The following is a 22,126-nucleotide window of genomic DNA, read 5'->3' as shown; positions in this document are numbered from 1 at the left end:
GACTCAGAATCCGATCCGTGCCTGCACGTACACCGTGCGGGGGGCGCCGACCAGGCGGCCGGCGTTGCCGTCCGCCGTTCGCGTGTAGTAGCGCTTGTCGAACAGGTTGTTGATGCCCACCGCGATGTCGGTACGCTTCAACTGGGGTACCTTGAACATGCCCTGGATGTTCCACACGCGATACCCCGGAATCTTGCCGTTGCTGCCGTCCGCCGACTCCTGCACGGTGTTGGCCAGATCCGCGAACTGCGAACTCTGGTGCGTCGTGGCGATGTTGAACGTCCATTGCCGCCAGTTGTACCGCGCGCCCACCGTGTCCGTGGTGCGCGAGTAGAACGGGACGTCGAGGCCCGCGGTGGTACCCGATTTCTGGATGGCGCGCGTGTACGTGTAATTGGCGTACACGTTCAGGCCCGACAGCAGCCCCTTCTGGTCGAACGTGTAGTCGATCGCCGTTTCCACGCCATCGTGATCGGTCGCGCCGATGTTCTGGAACGTGGCAGGCACGAGCCCCGGCACCTGCAGGATCTGGTTGTCGAACTTGATCTTGAACGCGCTCAGTTCGGCCTTGATCTTGTTGTCCGTCCAGCGCGTGCCCACTTCGAACGTACGCGCGACTTCCGGCGACAGCGGATTGGAAGGCGTCTGCGAGTTCAGCTGGATGTTCTGCACCGGCCCGAACGACGTGCTGTAGTCCGCGAACACGGTCCACGCATTGTTGACCAGGTACGAAACGTTGATCGCCGGCAGCGGCTTGTTGTTGATGCTCTCGAACGGCGTCGATGCGCCCACCTGCTGGCGGCTCGTGTCGATATGCTCGAAGCGCAGGCCCGGCGTTACGCGCCAGTTGCCGATCGCGATGCGGTCGTCGATGTACACGGCGTGCGCATCGGTCGCATTGTCAAACGTGGTAGTGGGGCCGACCGCGCCCGTGGTCGCGTTCACGTTGAACGAGTTGTCGTCCCCGCGCTCGCGCACATAGCGGTACCCCACGGTGATGTCATGCAGCGTGGGACCGAGCGCCAGACGATGCGTATAGCGCGGCTCGATGCCGAACGTCGTGTAGTTGCGGGGCTGGTGCACGAGGTTCGCGCCGCTGGTCAGCGTGCTCTGACGATAGCTGTCGCTATAGAACGTGCGAATCTCGAATTCCTGATTGTCGGAAATCGAGTTCACATAGCCAAGATCGAAACCGTAGCGGTTGCCGCTCCAGTAGTCGTTCGGACGCGTGTTCTGGAACGGATCGGCGTTGAACTGCGCGACCGTCAGACCGCCCGGCGTACGGGACTTGACGTCGTAGTACGAGACCTTGCCGTAGAACTGCTGCGACGGCGTCAGGTCGTACGAGAACTTGATGGCCACATCGTTGACGTCGTCGTCGCTGCCCTTGCGCCATTCACGGCCGGTCTGGCCCGAGTACAGGAAGGCGAGTCCCAGCCCGCTGTCGAGCGTGGTACCGATGAATGCGTTGTACTGCGTGTTGGTGCCACCGGTCGTGAAGATGTTCTCGCGAATCGCCGCATCGCCGGTAATGCCCGGGCCCGCCGGAATCGGCTTGGTCGTGAAGTTGATGATGCCGCCGACGTTTTGCGGACCGTAGCGGACCGACCCGCCGCTGCGCACGACGTCGATCGAATCGATGTTGCCGAGGCTCACCGGCGCGAACGACAGTTGCGGCTGGCCATAAGGCGCCACCGCCAGCGGAATGCCATCCAGCAGCACCGTCGACCTTGGCGTGTAGCGGCCCGTCAGGCCACGCACGCCAACGTTCAGCGAAATCGCGCTGCCCGCGGTGCCAGAGTTGTCGCTCGACTGCACGCCGGGCACGCGGCGCAGCACGTCGCCGATGTTCGACGCCCCGCTCTGGTCGATCTGCGTCTGGTTGACGACGGTCCGCGCGCCAGCGAAACCCTTCACGCTGTTCTGGAGACCCGAGCCAAGCCAGTTGCCGGTCACCTGGATGGTGTCGAGCGTCACCTCCTTCTGCGGCGAAGCCTGTGTCTCGGCCTGCGCCTGCTGGGCAACGGCGGACGTCGAACACAGCAGCATGACGGCACCGGCCGTCGCGCAGAGGGCCAGGCGTTGCCCGGCAAGGGAGGCGGCAGGCAGGCCGCGACGGCTCGGATACATCATCTTCTCCAGCGAGTGCGTGTTTATTAAGATCACAAAAGCCGGAGGATTCTAAATGATAATCGTTATCAAGCCTTGTAATGGACTGAAAGAATTCCGCTACAGACGACGTGACGTTGCGGGCGCGCGACAGTGTGGGTGGCATGAGGTGGCCGATCGCCCGGCGCGCCGGGCGATCGGCAAACAATCGACGGACAAATGCCGAAAGTATCAAATGACGCCACAAAAAACACTTCCGTGCCGCCTCAGGGCGGGGCGGGGCGGTGTGGCACCCTGGGGGGAGGCCTGTCGTATGCTTATTCCGCCTTCGCGCCCGACTCCTTCACCACCTTCGCCCACTTGGCGATCTCGCTCTTCTGGTAGGCGGCGAGCCTGTCGGGCGAGCCGAGTACCGGATCGAGCCCGAGCGTGGCGAGCTTCTGCTTCACGTCCGGCAATTCGAAGATGCGGTTCAGCTCGGCATTGAGCTTGTCGACGACCTCCTTCGGCGTGCCCGACGGCGCGAAGACCGCGAACCACGATTCCGCTTCATAGCCCGGGAGCCCCTGCTCCGCGATGGTCGGAATGTCCGGTGCCGACGGCGAGCGCTTCGCGCTGGTCACGCCGAGCGCGCGGAGCTTGCCTTCCTTGACCACCGGCAGGGCCGACGGCAGGTTGTCGAACATCATCGTGATATGCCCGCCCAGCAGATCGGGGATGGCCATCGCGCGGCCCTTGTATGGCACGTGCGTGATCTTCGTGCCGGCCATCGTGTTGAAGAGTTCGCCGGACACGTGCAGCGAGGTGCCGACGCCCGGCGTGCCAAACGTCAGTTGACCCGGCCTGCTTTTGGCCAGCGCGATAAGTTCCTGCACGTTCTTCGCGGGCACCGATGGGTGCACGACGAGCACGTTGGGGGTCGACGCCAGCAGGATCACGGGCACGAAGTCCTTGACCATGTCGTACGGCATCCTGGAGTACAGCGCGCCGTTGATCGAGTGCGTGCCGACCGTGCCGAGCGCGAGCGTATAGCCATCTGGGGCCGCATGCGCAACGGCCTCCGCGCCGATGTTGCCACCGGCGCCAGGCTTGTTGTCAACCACGACCGACTGCCCCCACGACGGCGAGATCTTCTCCGAAAACGTGCGCGCGAGAATGTCTGGCGCACCGCCGCTTGGAAAGCCGACTACGACGCGAATCGGCTTGTTGGGATAACCCTGCGCGTGCGCGGCGGGCGCATGCATGGCGCCTAGCGTGGCCAGCGTGCAAATGCCGGCAAGCACGAACGTCCGTCTGGCGGGGGTCGATACGGAACGCATGATGGCTGTCTCCTGAGTTGTTATGGGTGCGGGCACCGGCGTCAGATGCCGAGGCCGAACTGCTGTGAAACCTGTTCTTGCAGCCGGCGCATGCCACGCAGCCAGCGGTCGTAGTCCTTTCCCTTGCGGCGGTAATACTCGAGCACCTCCTCGTGCGGCAGGATGAGGAACTGCTCGTTGGCGATCCCCTCTAGCGTCTTCTCCGCGACGAACTCGGGCGTGACGGAACCCTCCTGCAGAAAGCCCTTGCGCGCGCCGTCCTCGCCCAGCAGCATGCGCGTCTGCACACCCTGCGGGCAGACGCAGCTGACGCGGATGCCGCGGTCGCCGTAGGTGATCGACAGCCACTCGGCGAAGCCGATCGCCGCATGCTTGGTCGTGGCATACGACGCGGAGCCAATCTGCGACAGCAGGCCCGCCGCGGATACCGTATTGACGAAGTAGCCGCTGCCGCGCGCGAGCATCTGCGGGAGAACCGCCTTGGCCGCGTTGACGTGGCCCATCACGTTGACGCCCCACATGCGGAGCCACTCGACGTCGGTGGTCTCGATGCCCTTGCGCATCATGATCCCTGCGTTCGAGCAGAACACATCGATCTGGCCGAACCGCCCCGTGAACTCGTCGGCGAACGCCTGCACCGCTGCCTCGCTGGACACGTCGACGCGCCGGGGCAGCGTCTGGCACGCCGGGTACTTTGCCTGCACGGCCGCCGCGACCGATGCCGCGGTAGACGGGTCGATATCCGCGATGCCGATCGCGCGCGCGCCGCCGCGCGCGAACGCGTCGCACAGCGCGCGCCCGATGCCGTTGGCGCCACCGGTCACGACGACGCATTTGCCACGAACCTCCATTGCATTACCTCCTCTTTGCTTTGAGCGAAACGTACCTTCGCCGCCATCAGGCGGCGTGGTGCCACAGCCGTTGCTGCAGCGTGTGAGCGAGATCGCGGATACGGGGCCCGAGATTGGTCTCGAGGATTTCCGGCGAGAGGCGCGTGGACGCGCCGCCGATATTGATCGACAGCACCTCGCGGCCATCCTCGAGCCGCACAGGCGCGGCCACGCCGCTGACCGAGCGGTCCCACTCCGCGTGCGCGACGCAGAAGCCGCGCCGCGCGTACTCGCGCAACGTGCGGTCGAGCTTCGTCCGCAGCCCGGGCCAGCGCGGACCGTAATGTCGTTCGAGCTCGGAGATGACCGCCGCGCGCCGCGAGGGATCGAGCCCCGCCAGCCATGCGCGGCCGATGGCGGAACTCGCCATCGGCAAGCGGGAGCCCGGCGTGAGCCGCATGACGAGACCACCGCGCGGCTGGCACGCTTCGAGGTAAAGCATGTCGTGCCGGTCGGGGGCGGCGAGCGCCACCGTGCAGCCCGTAGCAAAGGCGAGGGATTGCATCAGCGGTTGCGCGATGTCGCGAATGCCCGCCCCCGCGAGATAGCGATGCGCTGGCAGCAGCGCGCCCTGCCCCACGCGATATTTTTCGTGGCTCTCCACGTAGACGAGGTAGCCGAGGCTTGCCAGCGTATAGGTCAGGCGTGAGACCGTGGGACGTGGAATGCCGGTGCGGCGCGACAGTTCGGCATTGCCGAGGTAGTCGTCGCCGGGACCGAACGCGCGCAGCAGTTCGAGCCCGCGCGCCAGGGCGCCGACGAAATTCCGATCGTCATCGTCGAGGGGCAACACGGTCGCGCCGGACACGAGGGCCGCGTCTACGGGCTGCGGAATCGAGGTGGATCGCTTCATGCAAGGCTGCCGTCGAAGGGGAAGTCACGACTGGAAATCACGGGGGAATCCCGGGGACATGCGCGCGAATGATATGTGCCGCATCGATGGTCGGTATTGACCCCGTACATATCCCGCGCGCGACATCACGCGAAGCACTGTCCGCCACACGGCCGACGCCGCAAATCAGGGATTCCACTGAGGAAAATCCCCGCGGCACAGCGAGGTTTCCGCGTCCTATTTCGATCTGCGGAATATGCGGCCATATCGCTTGACGCTGGGCGAACGACCATGCAAAAGTCCGCTGAACAAAAAACGAACGACCGTGCACAACACGGCGTCACGGGACCGCACAGACGGTCAAACACAAGCACGCGCATCGCGCCGCCGGGCGAACGATGCAGCAGCGAAGGAGACGACCGTGGCTTTGTTTTTTCAGCAGTTCCTCAATGGCCTGACGCTGGGCGGCGTGTATAGCCTCGTCGCACTGGGCCTCACGCTGGTCTACGGCATTCTGCACGTGCCGAACTTCGCGCACGGCGCGTTCTACATGGCCGGCGCGTATGTGTCCTACTTCCTGATGACGTCGTACGGCGTCAACTACTGGTTCGCGATGCTTGCCGCCGCGGGCACGGTGGCGTGCCTGTCGATGCTCGCGGACCGGCTGGTGTTTCATCCGCTGCGTAACGCGCCGGAAGTGCACGACATGATCGCGGCCATCGGCATCCTGCTGTTCCTCGAAGCGGGCGCGCAGGCGCTCTGGGGCGCGGACTTCCATCGCATGCCTACGCCCTACGGGCAGATGGTCGAGCTCTTCGGCCTGACCGCGCCGATGCAGCGGCTGCTGATCATCGCCGCCGCCTTCGGACTCATGGTGCTGCTGCACCTGTTCCTCACGCGCACGGTGACAGGTTCCACGATCGTCGCGATGGCGCAGAACCGCGACGGCGCGGCGCTGGTCGGCATCGACGCCACGCGCGTCACGCTGTTGGTCTTCGCAATTTCCGGCGCGCTGGCGGCGGTCGCGGCCACGCTATACGCGCCGATCAACCTCGTTTATCCGAGCATGGGCAACCTCGTGATCACGAAGGCGTTCGTGATCATCATCCTCGGCGGCATGGGCAGCATCCCCGGCGCCATCGTCGGCGGCCTGATCATCGGCATGGCCGAAAGCTTCGGTGGCTTCTACGTGTCCACCGACTACAAGGACATCATCGCGTTCCTGCTGCTCGTGCTGATTCTCTCGGTACGGCCGCAAGGCCTGTTCGCCGGCCGCATGGCCTGAGGAGTTCCCCATGACATCACTGCAAGGCAAGGCCGGCTGGGCCCTGCTGCTGGCCATCGCCATCGCGTTTCCGCTGTGCGTGCCCAACAGCTACTTCATCACCGTGACGACGCTCGCGTTCATCTATGCGATTGCCACGCTGGGCCTGAACCTGCTGACCGGCTACACAGGCCAGCTCAATCTCGCGCATGGCGGCTTCATGGCGATCGGCGCGTACACACTGGGCATCCTGACCGTCGATCACGGCGTGCCGTTCTGGCTCGCATTCGCGCTGTCAGGCTGCCTCTGCATGGCGGTGGGCTTCGTCGTGGGTGCCGTCTCGCTACGGCTCAAGGGGCACTACTTCGCGATCTTCACGATGTGCATCGGCTACATCATCTATCTGCTGATCGAGAAGTGGGAGTCCCTCACGCACGGTACGGTCGGGCTCATCGGCATCCCGGTGCCAGCGCCGATCGGGCCCCTGTCCTTCGACAGCGTGACCGCGCAGTATTACCTCGTGCTCGCGTTCCTGGTCGTGGGCACCTTCATCATGCATCGCATCGTCACGTCCCTGCTCGGCCGGAGCCTGATGGCGGTGCGCAACAGCGACGTGCTGGCGGAAGCGCTGGGCATTGGCCTCATGCGCACGAAGATGCTGTCGTTCGTGCTGTCGGTGGGCTATGCCGGCTTCGCGGGCGCCCTCTACGCGGGACAGGTCCGCTTCCTGGGACCCGATATCGCGCGCACGGATCTCACGTTCGACATGGTCATGGCGATGCTCGTCGGCGGGACAGGCACCCTGCTCGGACCGCTGCTCGGTTCGGTACTCGTGCCGTGGGTCACGCAGACGCTGCAGTTTCTGCAGGACTACCGCATGCTGGTGTTCGGGCCGGTGCTGGTGCTGCTGATCATCTTCTTCCCCGAAGGCATCGTCGGCGCGTTCCTGGCCCGCCGCGCCCGGCGCTCGGCCGCGTTGCGGCGCGCCTCCGCCCGGGACGCCCGCGACGTCCGCGATGAGGGAGACCGGCACGCAGCCGCCGCGCGCCGCCCCATGACCACCCGCCCGGGAGCCGACCATGCTTGAAATCCGCAACCTGACCAAAACGTTCGGCGGCCTGACTGCGGTCAGCGATGTCTCGGTGACGTTCGAGGCCGGACAGATCAACGCGATCATCGGCCCCAATGGCGCGGGCAAGACCACGTTCTTCAACCTGATCGCGGGGACGCATGCGCCTACGTCCGGAGAGATCCGCTTCAAGGGCACCGACGTGGCGGGCCTGCGCGCGGACCGCATCGCGCGCCTGGGCGTGGCGCGCACGTTCCAGGCCACGTCACTGTTCGACCGCGCCACCGTGCTCGACAACCTGATCGTCGGCCACCGGCTGCGCACGCGGTCGGGCCTCGCCGACGTGCTGCTCCACACGCGCCGCTGGCGCGAGGAAGAAGCACGCTGCCGGGAGAAGGCGGAAGCCGCGCTCGACTTCGTCGGACTCTCGCACCTCGCCCACGAACTCGCCGGCGATATCACGCAGGAGGCGCGCAAGCGCGTGGCGTTCGCGCTGGCGTGGACCACCGATCCGGAACTGCTGCTGCTCGACGAGCCGGCGGGCGGCGTGAACCCGGAGGAGACCGTTGGCCTGTCCGAACTTATCCGCAAGATGGTGAAGCACGGCAAAACGGTCTGCCTCATCGAACACAAGATGGACATGATCATGCGCATCGCCGACAAGATCATGGTGCTGAACTACGGCCAGAAGATCGCCGAGGGCACGCCCGCGCAGATCCAGCGGGACCCGCAAGTCATCGAAGCCTATCTGGGCGCGGCGCCTGTTATCGACCCCATGGGAGCCGACCATGTTGCAGCTTGAACGGGTATCGCTCTCGTACGGCAGCTTTCGCGCGCTCGAAGACGTCTCGCTCCACGCGGGCGCGGGCGAGCTCGTGGTGCTGCTCGGCGCCAACGGCGCGGGGAAGAGCTCGATCTTCCTCGCGATGAGCGGCATTCATCGGACGAACGGTGGCAGCATGCGTTTCGACGGCCGCGAACTGAGCGGCATGAAGCCGTCGCAGATCGTGCAGGCGGGTCTCGTGCACTGCCCGGAGGGACGCAAGCTGTTCCCGGCCATGACCGTCGAGAAGAACCTCACGCTTGGCGCCTACGTGCATCGGCGGGACCGCGCGGGCATCCGCCGCACGCTCGACGAAGTGTACGAACTGTTCCCCATCCTGCATCAGAAGCGCGAGGATGCCGCCGGGTCGCTTTCCGGCGGCCAGCAGCAGATGGTCGCGCTGGGCCGCGCGTTGATGAGCCGCCCGCGCGCGCTGCTGCTCGACGAGCCGTCCCTCGGGCTCGCGCCGCTCGTGGTGAAGCAGATGTTCGAGGTCATCCAGCGCATCAACCGCGCGGGCACCACGGTGCTGCTCGCGGAACAGAATGCGTACGCGGCGCTGGGCATCGCGCATCGCGCGTACGTGATCGAAAGCGGCCGTATCGTCATGGAGGGCGATCGCGACACGCTGCTGAAGGACGAAGGCATCCGCAAGGCCTACATCGGCGGTTAACGACATCGGCGGTTAATACGACAAGGAGAGAGACATGAAGCGCAAGACCGTTGCCGCCGCGCTGGCGGCGCTGCTGGCCACCGTGCCGGCGTTCGCGCAGGAAGTCGTCAAGCTTGGCTATACGGGGCCGCTTTCAGGTGGCGCCGCGCTGTACGGCAAGAACGTGTTGTCCGGCGTGCAGATGGCCGTGGACGAGATCAATGCGACCAACCCCGAGATCGCCGGCAAGAAGGTGAAGTTCGAGGTGGTCGCGCTTGACGACAAGTACGCGCCGGCGGAGGCCGCAATCAACGCGCGACGCCTGGTGCAGCAGCACAAGGTGCCCGCCGTGTTCGTGCCGCACTCGGGCGGCATCTTCGCGCTGCAGGCGTTCAACGAGCAGGAGAAGTTCCTGGTCATGGCGTACTCGAGCGTGCCGCGCATCACCGATGCCGGCAACAAGCTGACCATCCGCATCCCGCCGGCTTACACGGGCTACATCGACCCCTTCGTCAAGGCGCAGATGAAGCGCTACGGCAAGAACGTGGCCCTGGTCCCGGCCGATCACGACTATGCGAAGGCATGGGTGCAGGCGTTCGTCCCGGCGTGGGAGGGCGCGGGCGGCAAGATCGTCGGCAACAATCCGATGTCCTACACCAAGGCCACCGACTTCTACACGGGCGTCTCGCGCGCCATCGCCGACAAGCCCGACGTGATGTTCGTCGGCGGGCCATCGGAGCCCACCGCGCTCGTCGTCAAGCAGGCGCGCGAACTCGGCTTCAAGGGTGGCTTCATCATCATGGATCAGGCAAAGATGGACGAGATGGCGAAGGTCACGAATGGCCTTGCCATGCTGGAAGGGTCCATCGGCGTGATGCCGCTGGTCAACGACGCGCGCCCCGTCACGCAGGCGTACAACGCGCGTTATCGCAAGTCGCACGGCAACAAGGATGCCACCACCGAGATGTCGCTAAACTACACGGCCGTCTATGCGCTCGTCGGCGCCATGAAGCTTGCCAACAGTACCAGCGACGCCACCGCCATCCGCGCGAAGATGGCCGATGCGTTCAAGGCGCTGCCGAAGGACGCGAACCCCAACGAGGTGGAAGGTCTCGATGCCAGGGGCGGCACCGTGGCCGATACCGTGGTGGGATGGGTGCAGAACGGCAAGATCCAGCCCGTGCGGCTGTCGGAATTGTCGAAATAACGACGGAGGGAGACCGGTTGGCAAAACCGGCGAAGTTGGGCAGGCAGCAAAGAGAGAGAGAGAGGGGAATGGGGGCGCCGCGAGAGTGGCGCCCTTTTTCCTTCCGGTTTCGAAGAAAAAAGGACTCAGGGTTATCCCGTATCTGCCGTTAAACATATCCATGTTTATGACTAGCGGGAAACCGTCATGCTGAAAAACCTCTCGATCCGCACCGGACTGTCCATGGTGACAGCCCTCTTCCTCGCGCTCGTGCTCATCGTCGGCGCGTGCGCGTTCATCGCGCTGCACCGCTCGGGCAACGCGCTCAACGCGATGTACGAGCAGGACATGGTCGCCATGACCGCGCTCGGCCGCAGCTCCGAGATGCTGCTGCGTTGCCGCTCCGCCAAGAACCGCTACCAGACGCTCACGGGCGACGGCCAGGATGCCGCCGCGGCCAAGCAACTGGCGGCCGCGCGCGAGTACTGCGCGGCATCGCAGCAGGAGTGGGAGGCTTTCGCCGCCGTGCCCGCCACCGGCGAAGGCAAGGCGCTGCTGGAAGACGCCAACGCCAAGCACAAGGCGATGATGGAAAAGGGGATCATGCCCGAGTTCGGCGCCCTGGAAGCGAAGGACTTCGACGGCTACACGCGCATCCAGCTCGAGTTCAGCAGCCCGCTGTACAAGCAGCTCGACGAACTGTCGAAGCCGCTGCAGCAGTACACGGCGTCGCGTGCGCAGGCGCGCCACGCGAGCGCCGCGCATGACACGCGCATCGTCAATATCGTGCTGGCCATCTGCGCGCTGGCCGCGCTCGTGATCAGCCTGGCACTGCGCGCGGCGATGACGCGCCTCGTCGTCAAGCCGATTGCCGCGATGGCCGAGGACCTGACACGCATGGCGGGCGGCGACCTGCGCGCTTCCGCGCACCGCGAAGAGACCTACGGCAACAACGAGATCGGGACGCTGCAGCGCGCGCTGGCCAGCATGCAGCACGAGCTGTCCGACACCGTGCGCCATATCCGACAGTCCGCCGACACGATCACTGGCGCGGCCGGCGAGATCGCAAGCGGCAACATGGACCTGTCGTCGCGCACCGAGCAACAGGCGGCATCGCTCGAAGAGACCGCCGCGAGCATGGAGGAGATCAGCGGTACGGTGAAGCTGAACGCCGACAACGCCTCGCATGCCGCCGCGCTCGCGAACGATGCGTCGGACAAGGCGACGCAGGGCAGCGAAGTGGTGGGCCGCGTGATCTCGACCATGGACGAAATTTCGCAAAGCTCGGCCAAGATCGCTGACATCATCGCGATCATCGAGGGCATTGCGTTCCAGACCAACATCCTCGCGCTGAACGCCGCCGTGGAAGCGGCCCGCGCGGGCGAGCAAGGCCGCGGCTTCGCGGTCGTCGCCGGCGAGGTGCGCAGCCTGGCGCAACGCTCATCCACCGCCGCCAAGGAAATCAAGGAGCTGATCGACCGCTCGGTCGACCGCGTGCACGCGGGCTCGGGCTACGTGCAACAGGCCGGGGTGGCGATGACCGAGGTCACGCAGGCCGTGCACAACGTCACGCAGATCATGCGCGAGATCTCCACCGCCTCCGCCGAACAGAGCCGCGGCATCGGCCAGGTCGCGACCGCGGTGACGCAGATGGACGGCGTGACGCAGCAGAACGCCGCACTGGTGGAAGAGGCCGCAGCCGCGGCGCGCTCGCTCGACGAGCAGGCCCGCATGCTCAAGGAAGTGCTGGCGACGTTCACGGTCGACGAGGGCAACCGCACGGCTTCCCATCGGATGGCACCGCGACTCGCCGCACCGCGCCTGCACGCCCTCGCCCACTGACATTGCACTGACCGACGCCGCCGCTATTCCCGCCAACACAATCGGCGGCGTCAAAGGCGACCGCGTTTTTGTCTTCCGCGCCATATCATGGGTGCATCCCCCATGACATTCCGGGAGACTGCATGCCACGTCTATGTCGCCGTATGCTGCTGGCATTGTCGATGCCGGTTTCGCTGGCCCACGCTGCCTCGATCGCGGTAACGGATGGGACGACGCAAACCGTCGACGGCGGCACGTTCGAAGGCACATCGAGCGACCCCGCGCTGCTGGCGGCGAATCCCGGCAGCACGCTGGTCGCCCATTCTGTCACCGCGATCGGCCACAGCACCAGCACGGCCGTGGCGAACAGTGGCGGCATCATCCGGCTGACCGACTCCACGCTGCAAGGAACTCGCGGCGCGGTGCTGGAAGCCCTACGGGGAGGCCAGATCGACGCCGCCAATGTCAGCCTGCATGCGTTGTCGACGTCGACCAACGGCGTGTATGCCGAGGAGGGCAGCCATGTCTCCATCAGTGGAAGCATCATCACCGAGCGCGGGTTTGGCATGCTCGCCGCGAATCTCTCCACCATTCACAGCGCCGCCGATGTCACCACGCGAGGCGACGACGCGTACGCCGTCTACACGCCGGGCGCCGGTTCGCGCATTACGCTGCTCGGCGGCCAGATCCAGACCTCCGGCATACGCGCGTACGGCATCTTTGCCACCGGCTCGCGGAACCTGATCGAGGGTACCGCGAACGTCCATACGAGCGGCTTTGCCGCCGCGGGGGCCATCGCCGCGTACGGGGGCGCCGTGAGACTGTCCGGCGCGCGAATCGAGACCAGTGGCACCGAGGCGAGCGGGATCGCCGCCACGGGCAGCGCGGCATCATTGTCGCTGGCGGACTCGGCTGTGCTGACATCGGGCGCCAAAGCGGACGCGGCCTTGCTGCTCGACACCGGAACCCTGTCGATCACGCGCAGCGCATTGCGGGCAACCGGCGACAATGCCGCCGCGCTGCGCATATCTGGGGCCGGCATCGCCACGTTGCACGACGTCACGCTTGCCAGCACACAAGGCAGCAGCATTTCAACCGATGGCGGCGTATCGTCGGTGTCGTTGTACGACAGCGTCGCCACCGAGAACAATGGGAACTGGCTCACCGTCTCTGGCGCCTCGCCCACGGTGGCGAATGTCCTCCTCTCCGGCTCCACCGTGCGGGGCGCCGTGTCCACCGACGCGCGGAACACGTCCAACGTGACGCTCCAAAGCTCGACATGGCTGCTGACCGGCAACTCCGTCGTGACCACGCTGACCAACGAAGGCGGAACGATCCAGTTTTCGCCGGGGGCGGGCAGCTTCCACGTGCTGCAAACCACGAACTACGCCGGCAGCAACGGCGTGCTCGCCATGAACACTTATCTGGGCGGCGATGGGTCGCCTTCGGACCGGCTCCTGATAGACGGCGGCCACGCCAGCGGCACGTCCCGACTGCGCATCGCCAACGCCGGTGGTCCCGGCAGCGGCACCACGGGCGACGGTATTCTCGTGGTGGGAGCGGCCAACGGGGGCACCACCGCTCCCGGCGCCTTCGCGCTGGGCGCACCCGCAATCAGTGGCCCGTATGAATACACGCTTTATCGCGGCAGCGTGGATGGAAGTCAGCCCGATAACTGGTACCTGCGCTCGTTCCTGTCCTGCAGCGGCGCCAATGCGCCCGTGCCGCCCTGCCCCGCGCCTCCGGGCCCGTCGCCCACGCCTCCGCTTCCCCACTATCGCCCGGAAGTCTCGCTCTACGCCGCCATCCCTTCCGCCGCGCTGCAGTTCGGCCGGACGCTGATCGACTCCTTCCATGAGCGCGCCGGCGAGCAGGCCATGCTTCGCGGACGCACGGACCTCGCGTCGCGCATGGGCCCGAACGGTGCGTGGGGTCGCCTGATCGGCATGACCGGGTCGCGCGATGGCGCGGCCAATGGTATCTACGGCAACGGCCCTGGCTACGACTACCGCTTCACGGGCGGACAGATCGGCATGGACCTGTGGCGGCGCGCCCTGCACACGGGGCACCGCGACACGGCCGGCGCGTATGCGGCCATCGGCCGCGCGAGCGTCGACGTCAATCATTTCGACGGCGGCAATGCCGGCAACGACACGCTGGACGGCTATACGTTCGGCGGGTACTGGACGCATTACGGCCCGGGCGACTGGTACGTCGATGGCGTATTGCAGTACACGTGGTATGACGTGCAGGCGAACGGCCACCGCGGCCTGCCCGAGATGTCGACCAACGGTTTCGCCATCGCCACGGCCGCGGAGGCCGGTTATCCGCTGCGACTCGCGACGGACTGGGTCATCGAACCGCAGGCGCAGTTGATCTACCAATGGGTCGACCTGCACGATGCCACCGATGCCGGCGCACGCATCGGCTTCAGCGACGCCCAATCGCTTGCCGGACGCCTCGGCGTCCGCCTGGCCCGCACGTGGATGCACGGGAGCACCGGCGTTCCGCGAGAACTCACAGCCTGGGCGCGTGTCAGCGCGTGGCATGAATTCCTCGGCGACCCGAAGACGAGCTTCTCCTCCTCGGCGGGCAGCATCCCGTTCCGGGCGGATACTGCCGGATCGTGGGGCGAGATCAAGCTCGGCGTTACCGGCGAAGTCGCCCGCAACGCGTTCGTGTTCATGAGCGTGGGGTATCAGCGCGGCTTCGATGGGTCGCGGGAAGCATGGGATGGGAAGATTGGCGTGCGCGTGAACTGGTAAATCGGGATTCGTACGGAGGGACCTCGCCACGGCACCCACGCGGCACGGCCATGAATCCATGCTATAAATTGCGCCGCATCCCGCCAGTTCCCGTCTGCCAGCCCGCCAACGCCATGAGCCAAGACCCGACCAAGAGCCCGCTGCAAGCCGCCTTCCTGAAGCATCCTTCCACGCTCGCCCCCGCCGAACGCGCTCCCGGCGAAGACGACAACACCGTTTACCGCGCGCTGCTCGAGTCCACCAAGGCCATTCCCTGGCGAATCGACTGGGCCACGATGACGTTCTCGTACATCGGTCCGCAGATCGGACAACTGCTGGGCTGGTCTCCGGAGAGCTGGAAAACCGTCAACGACTGGGCAGCGCGCATCCACGAGGACGACCGTGCGGCTGTGGTGGATTTTTGCGTGGCGCAATCGCAGGCTGGCGCCGACCACGAGGCCGACTACCGCGCGCTCAAGAGCGACGGCAGCTATATCTGGATGCGCGACGTCGTGCACGTCGTGCGTAACGAGCACGGCGTGGAAGCGCTCGTCGGCTTCATGTTCGATATCAGCGAACGCAAGCGCATGGAAGAGCAGCTCGCGCAGGCCCAGCGCGAACTCGAACGCCTGTCATTCACGGACGGCCTGACCGGCATCGGCAACCGCCGCATGTTCGACACCGCGATGGCGCGCGCATGGGACGCCGCGCGCGACGCCGGCGGCCCCGTCTCGGTGATCCTTGCCGATATCGACTTCTTCAAGTCCTATAACGACTACTATGGCCACTTGCAGGGCGACGAATGCCTGCGGCAGGTTGCCGCCGTGCTCGCCAGGGCCGTTGGGAAAGATTATTTTCTCGGACGCTTCGGCGGCGAGGAATTCGTCCTCGTGCTCGGCAACACCGATGCGGACGCCGCCGTGCGCGTGGCCGAGCGCTGCCGCGACCTGCTCGCGGCAGCAGCGATTCCGCATGTGCGCTCGCCTTACAACCAATGCGTGACGGCAAGCTTCGGCGTCGGCACGATCGTCCCGACCGATCGCAACGACATGCCGGGCTTCATCCACCTCGTGGATGCGCAGCTGTATCACGCGAAGGACAACGGCCGGAACCGCATCGCCGTCATCGACCGCGCGGGCATGCAGGGCGAAGCGTTCAAGTCGTACTCGATCTGAACGCCCGCGACACCTGCCGCCTTACTCGTTCACCGCGAGCTCCGGCGTCGCCACGTCCAGCGAGGACTTGCGTCCCGCGTGCGCGCGCCAGGCGGACCAGGTCACGCCTATCAGCAGCAGCGCCGAGGCGATGACGAACGTGCAGCTGATCGGGCGCTGCAGGAACACCATCATGTCCCCGCGCGACAGCAGCAGCGAACGGCGGAAGTTCTCTTCGACCATCGGCCCGAGCACGAAGCCGAGCAGGATCGGCGCGACGGAGAACTCGAGGTAGATCAGCAGCGCGCCGATCAGACCGAACGCAAGCACTTCCCAGATCTGGAACAGGCTGCTCTGCGTGCTGAACACGCCCACGGCAATGAAGAACATCGCCGAAGGGAACAGATAGCGGTATGGCACCTGCAGCAGCTTCACCCACACGCCGATCATCGGCACGTTGAGGATCATCAGCAGCACGTTGCCGATCCAGAAGCTCGCGATCAGACCCCAGAAGATGTCCGGGTGGTCGCTGATGAGCTGCGGTCCGGGGGTGATGCCCTGGATCATCAGCGCGCCGAGGATCAGCGCCATCACCGCATCGCCCGGAATCCCCAGGCTCATCGTCGGGATGAAGTCCACCTGCGTCTTCGAGTGCGACGAGGCTTCCGGCGAGGCCACGCCCGCGATCATGCCGGTGCCGAACTTCTCCGGCGTCTTGGAGATCTTGCGCTCCAGCGCGTAGGCCACGAAGGTTGTGATGGTCGGCCCCGTGCCCGGCATCGCGCCGAAGAGCGTGCCCACGCCGGTGCCGCGCACCATCGGCCAGAACGCCTGCTTCAATTCCGCCAGCGAAGGCCGCATGTCACGGATGCGCAGCTTGGTCTTGGTCGTAACCGCGCTCATGCGGTTGACGTTGAGGATGAAGTCCGCCACGCCAAACAGGCCCATCGCGATCGCCACGAGCTCCAGGCCGTCGCTGAGTTCGGGGATATCGAGCGCGAAGCGGAATGTGCCCGTGTTCACGTCGGTGCCGACCACGCCGCAAAGCAGGCCGAATAGCGTCATCGCCACGCCCTTGAGGGGCGAACCGCGGGACATCGTCGAGCCCGCGAGCAAGCCCAGCAGCATGATCGAGAAGATCTCCGCCGGACCGAACTTGAACGCGATGGTCGTGAGCAGCGGCGACGCGAAGATCATCACGAGAATGCCGACCGATGCCGCGAAGAACGAGCAGATCATAGTGATGCCGAGCGCCGTGCCGCCCTTGCCCGCGCGTGTCATGGGATAACCGTCGAGGCAGGTCACCGCGTGCGGCGGATGCGAAGGCAGGTTCAGCAGGATCGCACCGATCGCGCCACCGTACTGCGAGCCGTAGAAGATGCCGGCGAGCATCAGGATGGCGGGCACCGGATGCATGACGTATGTCAGCGGCAACAGGATCGAGATCGCGGACAACGCGCCCATGCCGGGCAGCACCCCGATCAGGTTGCCGACGAGCACGCCGAAGAAGGACCACATCAGGTTCGAGCCCTGGAAGGCCACGCCGAACCCGAACCACAAATCATGCAATGCACTGGAAACCATGGCGGTCAGCCTCCCCAGGTGAACAACGGCAGCTGCAATTGGAGGGCCCACCAGAACACCACCGCCGCGACCACGCACATCGCGATCGCGAGTACGAAGGCCTGCCTGATGGAGTTGCTACGGTCACCGAGCGCAGAGATGAAAACGATGGCGAATGTCGCGGGAATCATGCCGCCGTACTTGCCCAGCAGCAGGAACGCGAGCGTGCCGAGCACGATGCAGACCGTGCCGCGCAGATCGGGCGCGCCGTGCGCGTGACCGTGGCCGCCGGCCTGCGGGGCATCCGCGGGCGTCCTGTCGTTGCGCGCGGACATGGCGATCAGCACGCCGACGAAGGCGAGCAGCGCGCCCACGGATACCGGAAAGAAACCCGGTCCCATCTGGCGCAATGTGCCCGTGTGGTACTGCAGGCCGGCGTACACCGCGGCCAGGCCGACGATCACCATGAGGGCGCCGCCGTAGTAGTCCTTCTTGAAACGAGGGGAAGTTGTATGGGGGGACGAAGCGGAAGTGGGAGGACTGCTCATCGGGTCTCCTGCGTGAAAATCCCCGGCACCTTGCAATGGCGTTATGCGGGGGTCACAGGAATCTACAAGTCCGTTCTTCCAATCGCCTTTCTGGCAACTTGCGGCCAGCTTTCAACGTGTATCACGTTGTGATCTATTGGGTTCAGGAGCGGGGGTGCTAGGTGAAATCCCTAGGCTCACCCCCAGCTCTCACCCCCTACTCCGATTCATATCGACAGCCTGGGATAGTCCTTCGCCGCGATCTGCTTGCCGATGGACTCGAGGTCGAGGCCTTCGGTATTGCCTAGTAACACGTAGCCGAGCTTTGCTTGTCTCCATGTCACGACATGCATTGCATCGACACGGTTCGCGGTCACGGCCTGATCGTCCTTCGGCTCGGCCAGCACGCACAGCGAGATCGGCGGGCCTTCCTTCGGCAGATAGACCAGTTGCACGAGCGCCTTGCCGCGGAACTTCAGGCGCGCGACGGACTTGAGTTCGAGGCCCGCCTTGCTGAGATCGGGCACGTCGATGTCGAGCTTGTCCTTGTCGCGCGCATCGTCGATGAAGCGCGTCAAGTGCCGAGCGTCGACGTCGGGCATGTAGGCCACGCTGTCGCGCGTGTAAAGCTGCTGGTATTCCATCGCGGCCTTGATCCACGGCGCGAACGTCGTGCTCGCCATGGTGATCGGGGCGGTGCCGGGTACCGTGGGCGCGCTTGCGCTGCCGGCCACCGTCGCCGGTGCCGATCCCGCCCCCCCCGCGCCACTGCCGGGCAAGCCGCCGCGAATCACGAGGCCCGCGCCGAATGCGCCGGCCATGCATGCCGCCGCGAGCCACACCGGCACGCCGCGGCGCTTCTGCCGCTCGGCATCGAGACTGCGGACATTGCTACCTTCGGCGCCTGCGGCTTCCTGCTGCGCCCGACGCGCCCCATGGGCAAGAACGAGCCCCTCCACGCCGCGCGTCAGCGACTCCGGCACCGGCGGCAAATCCTGCGTGGCAAACGCGCCGGCATAGTCGAGCTTAGACGCCTCGAACAGCGCGAGCAGCGCGGCGGCTTCCGGGTCACGGGCCACGAGCGCCTCCACCTCGGCGCGCTGCGCGGGTGGCAGTTCTCCGTCGGCGTAGGCCATCAGCAACGTTTCGTCGATAGTCATGCGATCGACCCCCTGCCGTTGTCCGCGCTGCTTGCAGCGGAGGCGGAGGCGGACCCCTGCCTGCCCGCATTCCCGCCCGCATTGCCACCAAAGCGCGCGCCAATCGCCTGCCGCGCGCGCGACAGGCGGCTCATGACCGTGCCGATCGGCACGCCGATCGCCTCCGCCGTTTCCTGATAACTGAGGCCTTCCACCGCGACGAGCAGCATCACTGCGCGCTGGGCTTCGGGCAGGCGCTTGAACGCGTCGATGATCTGCCCGTGCATCAACTGTTCCTCCGGGGTCCGGCCGGCCGGATCGGCCACGTTCTCGACGAACTGGTCATCCCATTCCATGCTCGCGCGGCTCCGTACCGTGCGCGCGCGCAGCTCGTTGATCCATACGCTATGGACGATCGAAAACATCCAGCTCAGCGCGGCCGTTCCAGGCTGCAACTGATCCGCGCGTTCGAGCGCGCGGACGCAGGCGCGCTGCACCAGGTCTTCCGCGTCATGCTTGTCCCCGGTCAGCCGCAGCGCAAAGGCCCATAGCCTCGGCAGCATCCCTGGCAGCATGTCCGGTAATTGTGCACCGGTCATCGACGTCGTTCCCCCGCTTCATTCGCGCGCAGCATAGCACGCCGCCGCGCAGGTCAAAGCACCGCGCGCCGCGAGGTCACCGTGGCGCGCCGATGCGCTACGGCCATATCCAAAACAGCCGTCGAGCGCGAATTATTCCATCGCTTCGCAAGAAAAATGGCGACGTTCTTTCGCGTTCGCACGGCGCGCCTTATCCCGCCGAATTCTCTCCGCATTTCTGTCATCGCGGTGGAATAAGCATCGTGCACCGGGCGTTATGCGGACATGTGTTCCCTTTTTTCAATCCGCGCCATGACCCGCTCTTCCCACTCCGTCCAGACCGCCCCCTCCTCTCTGCCGTTGCCGCACGACGCGGCCACCCAGTACACCCTTGCCGCCATCCTGCTGCACTGGGCCGTCGCGCTGCTGATGATCGCCAACGTGGTGCTCGGCCTGACGATGTCGCGGCTGCCGGAAGACGCGGTTTCCGGCGACGTCCTGCGGCTGCTCATCGATACGCACAAGTCGATCGGCATCACCGTGCTGGCGCTGTCGATCGTGCGCCTGGTCTGGCGCGTCACCCATCGGCCGCCGCCGCTGCCCAACGCCATGCGCGGATGGGAGCGCGTGCTCGCGCACGGCGTGCATATGGGGCTCTACGCGCTGATCTTCCTGCTGCCCCTGTCCGGCTGGATGCACGACTCCGCGTGGGTCGCGGCGGCCTCGCATCCGATGCCCCTGTTCGGCCTCGTACCGTGGCCGCGCATCGGTCCGATCATGCAGCTCGCGCCGGACCTCAGGGAATCGCTGCACACGTGGCTCGGCACGTTCCACGCCGCGTGCGGCTATGCGCTGTACGCGCTGCTGGGGTTGCACGTACTCGGCGCGCTCAAGCACCAATGGATCGACAGGCACCCCGTCCTGTCCCGGATGTTGCCGTGAAGGAGTATCACCCGATGCTGCACGTCGAACTCAACGATTACTCCCGCAAATACGCCCTCGATCTGGCGCTCGCGCACTCTTCCTCGCGCATCGCGCCGCCGCGCACGCCCTGGACCAGTTTCGCGATCCATGGCGTCGTGTTCGCGGTGTGGGGCCTGCTGTTCGCGCGGGCGTTCTATCTGGACGGCATGGCCGCGTGGTCGGTCGGCATGGCGTACGTCGGCTACGACACCCTGTTGCTCGCGTTCGTCGCGTGGCAGGCGCGCGCGTTGCGCTGGCCCGCGCGGCAGGATCTCCAGCACAGTGTGCTCAAGCCGCGTTCGCTTGCGGTGATCGTCGCCGCGCGCAACGAGGCCGATGCATTGCCCATTACGCTGCATGCGCTGTTCGGCCAGACACGCGTGCCCGACGAGATCGTCATCGCCGACGATGGCTCGACCGACGGCACCGCGGCGCTGCTGACGTCGCGCTACGGACTGGTACCACCCGGGGAAGGCGAGATCAGCGCGCCGTCCTCGCGCTACCCGGCGCTGCGCTGGCTGCGGCTGCCGCACGGCGGCAAGGCCTCCGCGCTGAATGCGGCGCTGGTCGAGTTGCGCAGCGAGACCTTCATGACCGTGGATGCCGATACGCTGCTGGATGCCGATGCCTGCGAGGCGATGACGCGCGCTTTCGCGCGTTCTTCACGGCTCGTTGCCGCCACCGGCCTGCTCACCCCGGTCTGCGCGCGCACGGCGGGAGGCCGCTTCTTCCAGTGGTTTCAGACGTACGAGTACATCCGCAACTTCGTGTCGCGCTTTGCGTGGGCGCAGGCCGATGGACTGCTGCTGGTGTCCGGTGCGTTCGCGTGCTACCGGCGCGATGCGGTGATGGAAGTCGGGGGCTTCGATCCCAAGTGCCTGGTCGAGGACTACGAGCTGATTCACCGTCTGCGCCGCCATGCGGCGATGCGCGGGTGTGAGTGGGACGTGCGGGTGGTTGGCGAAGCGCGGGCCACGACGGATGCGCCGGGCACGCTGGGCGCCTTTCTGCGACAGCGGCGCCGCTGGTTTGCGGGTTTCCTGCAAACCCAGTACTGGTATCGCGAAATGACGGGCAATCGGCGTTACGGCAAGCTCGGGCTGATGATGTTGCCCGTCAAGGCGTTCGACACGATGCAGCCCATCTATGGCGTGACCGCGTTTGCGTTACTGATCGCGTTTCTCATCGGCGGGCGGTTCTCGATCGCGCTGCCGGCGCTGGGTGTCATCGCCGGCAAGATCGCGGTCGACCTCGCGTTCCATGCGTGGTCGATTCATCTGTACCGGCGCTGGAGCGGCGATACGCGTCGCACGGGTCTCGTTTGCGCGCTTGTCGCCTCGATGCTGGAACCCTTCACGTTCCAGCTGATGCGACATGGCGGTGCCACGATCGGCTGGTTCCATTTCTTCGGTCTTCTGCTGGGCCGGCGCCAGACGTGGGGCGTGCAGCAGCGGACGGGGATCGTGAATCGCCGCTAGGTGGCCATGTCAGGT

Annotated in this window: 18 protein-coding genes; 10 read left to right on the top strand and 8 right to left on the bottom strand. The window is 65.8% G+C overall.

Going from position 1 to position 22,126, the window contains the following annotated elements:
- Window positions 1–3: 3 nt before the first annotated feature.
- The 4 genes from KHP16_RS10750 to KHP16_RS10735 form a co-directional block, all read right to left on the bottom strand.
- Window positions 4–2,130, bottom strand: a complete 2,127-nt coding sequence (locus KHP16_RS10750; RefSeq protein WP_179594048.1) for a TonB-dependent receptor family protein — start codon at window positions 2,128–2,130, stop codon at window positions 4–6.
- A 296-nt stretch (window positions 2,131–2,426) separates the two neighbouring features.
- On the bottom strand, window positions 2,427–3,353 hold the full coding sequence (locus KHP16_RS10745; RefSeq protein WP_244214645.1) for a Bug family tripartite tricarboxylate transporter substrate binding protein: 927 nt from the start codon (window positions 3,351–3,353) through the stop codon (window positions 2,427–2,429).
- Window positions 3,354–3,469: 116 nt separating this feature from the next.
- On the bottom strand, window positions 3,470–4,279 hold the full coding sequence (locus KHP16_RS10740) for an SDR family oxidoreductase (protein ID WP_109583355.1): 810 nt from the start codon (window positions 4,277–4,279) through the stop codon (window positions 3,470–3,472).
- A gap of 46 nt (window positions 4,280–4,325) precedes the next feature.
- Entirely contained in the window at window positions 4,326–5,171 is an 846-nt protein-coding gene (locus tag KHP16_RS10735) for an IclR family transcriptional regulator (protein ID WP_179593863.1), read from the bottom strand.
- Between the two features lie 400 nt (window positions 5,172–5,571).
- Between KHP16_RS10735 and KHP16_RS10730 the strand changes: the two genes are divergently transcribed.
- From KHP16_RS10730 to KHP16_RS10695, 8 genes are all read left to right on the top strand, one after another.
- Complete coding sequence (locus KHP16_RS10730) at window positions 5,572–6,435, top strand: branched-chain amino acid ABC transporter permease (protein ID WP_109583357.1); 864 nt, start codon at window positions 5,572–5,574, stop codon at window positions 6,433–6,435.
- A 10-nt stretch (window positions 6,436–6,445) separates the two neighbouring features.
- Window positions 6,446–7,501, top strand: a complete 1,056-nt coding sequence (locus KHP16_RS10725; RefSeq protein WP_115953230.1) for a branched-chain amino acid ABC transporter permease — start codon at window positions 6,446–6,448, stop codon at window positions 7,499–7,501.
- Window positions 7,494–8,285, top strand: a complete 792-nt coding sequence (locus KHP16_RS10720) for an ABC transporter ATP-binding protein (RefSeq protein WP_211960156.1) — start codon at window positions 7,494–7,496, stop codon at window positions 8,283–8,285. Before KHP16_RS10725 ends, KHP16_RS10720 begins: the two co-directional genes overlap by 8 nt.
- On the top strand, window positions 8,272–8,979 hold the full coding sequence (locus tag KHP16_RS10715; protein WP_211960155.1) for an ABC transporter ATP-binding protein: 708 nt from the start codon (window positions 8,272–8,274) through the stop codon (window positions 8,977–8,979). The genes KHP16_RS10720 and KHP16_RS10715 overlap by 14 nt, the downstream gene beginning before the upstream one ends.
- A 34-nt stretch (window positions 8,980–9,013) precedes the next feature.
- On the top strand, window positions 9,014–10,165 hold the full coding sequence (locus tag KHP16_RS10710) for an ABC transporter substrate-binding protein (RefSeq protein ID WP_121491608.1): 1,152 nt from the start codon (window positions 9,014–9,016) through the stop codon (window positions 10,163–10,165).
- A 186-nt stretch (window positions 10,166–10,351) separates the two neighbouring features.
- Entirely contained in the window at window positions 10,352–11,986 is a 1,635-nt protein-coding gene (locus KHP16_RS10705; RefSeq protein ID WP_115953234.1) for a methyl-accepting chemotaxis protein, read from the top strand.
- A 122-nt stretch (window positions 11,987–12,108) separates the two neighbouring features.
- Window positions 12,109–14,730: an autotransporter family protein gene (locus tag KHP16_RS10700; protein WP_211960154.1), complete on the top strand. Its 2,622-nt coding sequence runs from the start codon at window positions 12,109–12,111 to the stop codon at window positions 14,728–14,730.
- A gap of 113 nt (window positions 14,731–14,843) precedes the next feature.
- A complete protein-coding gene (locus KHP16_RS10695) occupies window positions 14,844–15,884 on the top strand; it encodes a sensor domain-containing diguanylate cyclase (RefSeq protein WP_211960153.1) in 1,041 nt (346 codons plus the stop codon).
- A gap of 21 nt (window positions 15,885–15,905) precedes the next feature.
- Here KHP16_RS10695 and KHP16_RS10690 read toward each other — a convergent pair whose 3' ends face one another.
- The 4 genes from KHP16_RS10690 to KHP16_RS10675 form a co-directional block, all read right to left on the bottom strand.
- Window positions 15,906–17,447 carry a tripartite tricarboxylate transporter permease gene (locus tag KHP16_RS10690; protein ID WP_109583365.1) on the bottom strand — a complete coding sequence of 514 codons (1,542 nt, stop codon included), beginning with the start codon at window positions 17,445–17,447 and terminating at the stop codon, window positions 15,906–15,908.
- A 5-nt stretch (window positions 17,448–17,452) separates the two neighbouring features.
- Window positions 17,453–17,974 (bottom strand): tripartite tricarboxylate transporter TctB family protein, encoded by a 522-nt coding sequence (locus KHP16_RS10685; RefSeq protein ID WP_179593865.1) that lies wholly within the window; start codon window positions 17,972–17,974, stop codon window positions 17,453–17,455.
- A 206-nt stretch (window positions 17,975–18,180) separates the two neighbouring features.
- Complete coding sequence (locus KHP16_RS10680; RefSeq protein WP_211960152.1) at window positions 18,181–19,113, bottom strand: anti-sigma factor family protein; 933 nt, start codon at window positions 19,111–19,113, stop codon at window positions 18,181–18,183.
- Window positions 19,110–19,691, bottom strand: a complete 582-nt coding sequence (locus KHP16_RS10675; RefSeq protein ID WP_211960151.1) for an RNA polymerase sigma factor — start codon at window positions 19,689–19,691, stop codon at window positions 19,110–19,112. The genes KHP16_RS10680 and KHP16_RS10675 overlap by 4 nt, the downstream gene beginning before the upstream one ends.
- Before the next feature lie 291 nt (window positions 19,692–19,982).
- Between KHP16_RS10675 and KHP16_RS10670 the strand changes: the two genes are divergently transcribed.
- Together KHP16_RS10670 and KHP16_RS10665 are read left to right on the top strand one after the other, a co-directional pair.
- Window positions 19,983–20,612, top strand: coding sequence for a cytochrome b (locus KHP16_RS10670; RefSeq protein WP_211960150.1), 630 nt, complete (start codon window positions 19,983–19,985; stop codon window positions 20,610–20,612).
- A gap of 14 nt (window positions 20,613–20,626) precedes the next feature.
- On the top strand, window positions 20,627–22,111 hold the full coding sequence (locus KHP16_RS10665; RefSeq protein WP_211960149.1) for a glycosyltransferase family 2 protein: 1,485 nt from the start codon (window positions 20,627–20,629) through the stop codon (window positions 22,109–22,111).
- Window positions 22,112–22,126 lie beyond the last annotated feature (15 nt).

The organism is Cupriavidus plantarum, from assembly GCF_905397285.1.
Lineage (GTDB): Bacteria > Pseudomonadota > Gammaproteobacteria > Burkholderiales > Burkholderiaceae > Cupriavidus > Cupriavidus plantarum.
This window is presented reverse-complemented; position numbering and strand designations above follow the sequence as displayed.